This window comes from Rhizobium sp. KNZ2-6A (genome assembly GCF_056755475.1).
Window position 1 is genome coordinate 1 of the sequence record NZ_JBNDIC010000136.1, and the last position, 918, is coordinate 918.

1 pseudogene is annotated in these 918 nt (G+C 59.2%); it reads left to right on the top strand.

Annotation, left to right across the window (positions count from 1 at the left end):
* Positions 1-95: 95 nt before the first annotated feature.
* Positions 96-918, top strand: a pseudogene (locus ACPYOP_RS32910) (IS630 family transposase); the annotation flags it as partial.

Here is a 918-nt window from a genome sequence, read left to right on the forward strand (position 1 = left end):
TAGAGCGGGATGAATTTAGGCGGAATCGGAATTGGGATTCCCTTTTGTGAGCAAATCAGATTCACCATTCTGACCGGTAAAGGAGGCCGGGCAGAATGGCGCGACCTTTTTCGGATGATCTTCGAGACCGTGTTGTTGGTGCTGTAATGCACGAAGGGTTGTCGTGCAGGGCTGCGGCCAAACACTTCAGCGTCGGCATCAGTACCGCCATTGACTGGGTGCGGCGCTACCGCGAGACAGGCAGCGCAGCCCCCGGCCAGATGGGCGGGCACAAGCGACGGGCGATTTCGGGTGAGCATCGGGACTGGCTGATCGCGCGCTGTCGCGGCAGCGCCTTTACGTTGCGTGGCTTGGTCCACGAGCTGGAGGCCCGCGGTCTGAAAGTGGACTATCGCTCCGTTTGGATCTTCGTGCATGAAGAAGGGTTGAGTTATAAAAAAAGACGCTGGTCGCCTTCGAACGCAAACGGCCCGATGTCGTCGCGCGACGAACTCGCTGGCTGAAGCATCGCCATCGCATCGATCCTGCCCGCCTGGTTTTCATCGACGAAACTTGGACAAAGACGAATATGGCGCCGCTCAGGGGCTGGGCGCCGCGCGGCGAACGACTGCCCGGTGAGGCTCCCTTCGGTCACTGGAATACCATGACCTTCCTAGCCGCCTTACGCATCGACCGCGTCAGCGCGCCCTTCATCCTCGACGGTCCGATCAATGGTGACCGCTTCCGCATCTATGTCGAACAGGTGTTGGTGCCGGAACTTAACCCCGGCGACATCGTGGTGATGGATAATCTCGGCTCCCACAAAGCCAAGGTGATCCGCACCGCCATCCGCAAAGCCGGCGCCCACTTGCTCTTTCTGCCGCAATATTCTCCCGACCTCAATCCGATCGAACAGCTCTTCGCAAAGGTCAAACACCA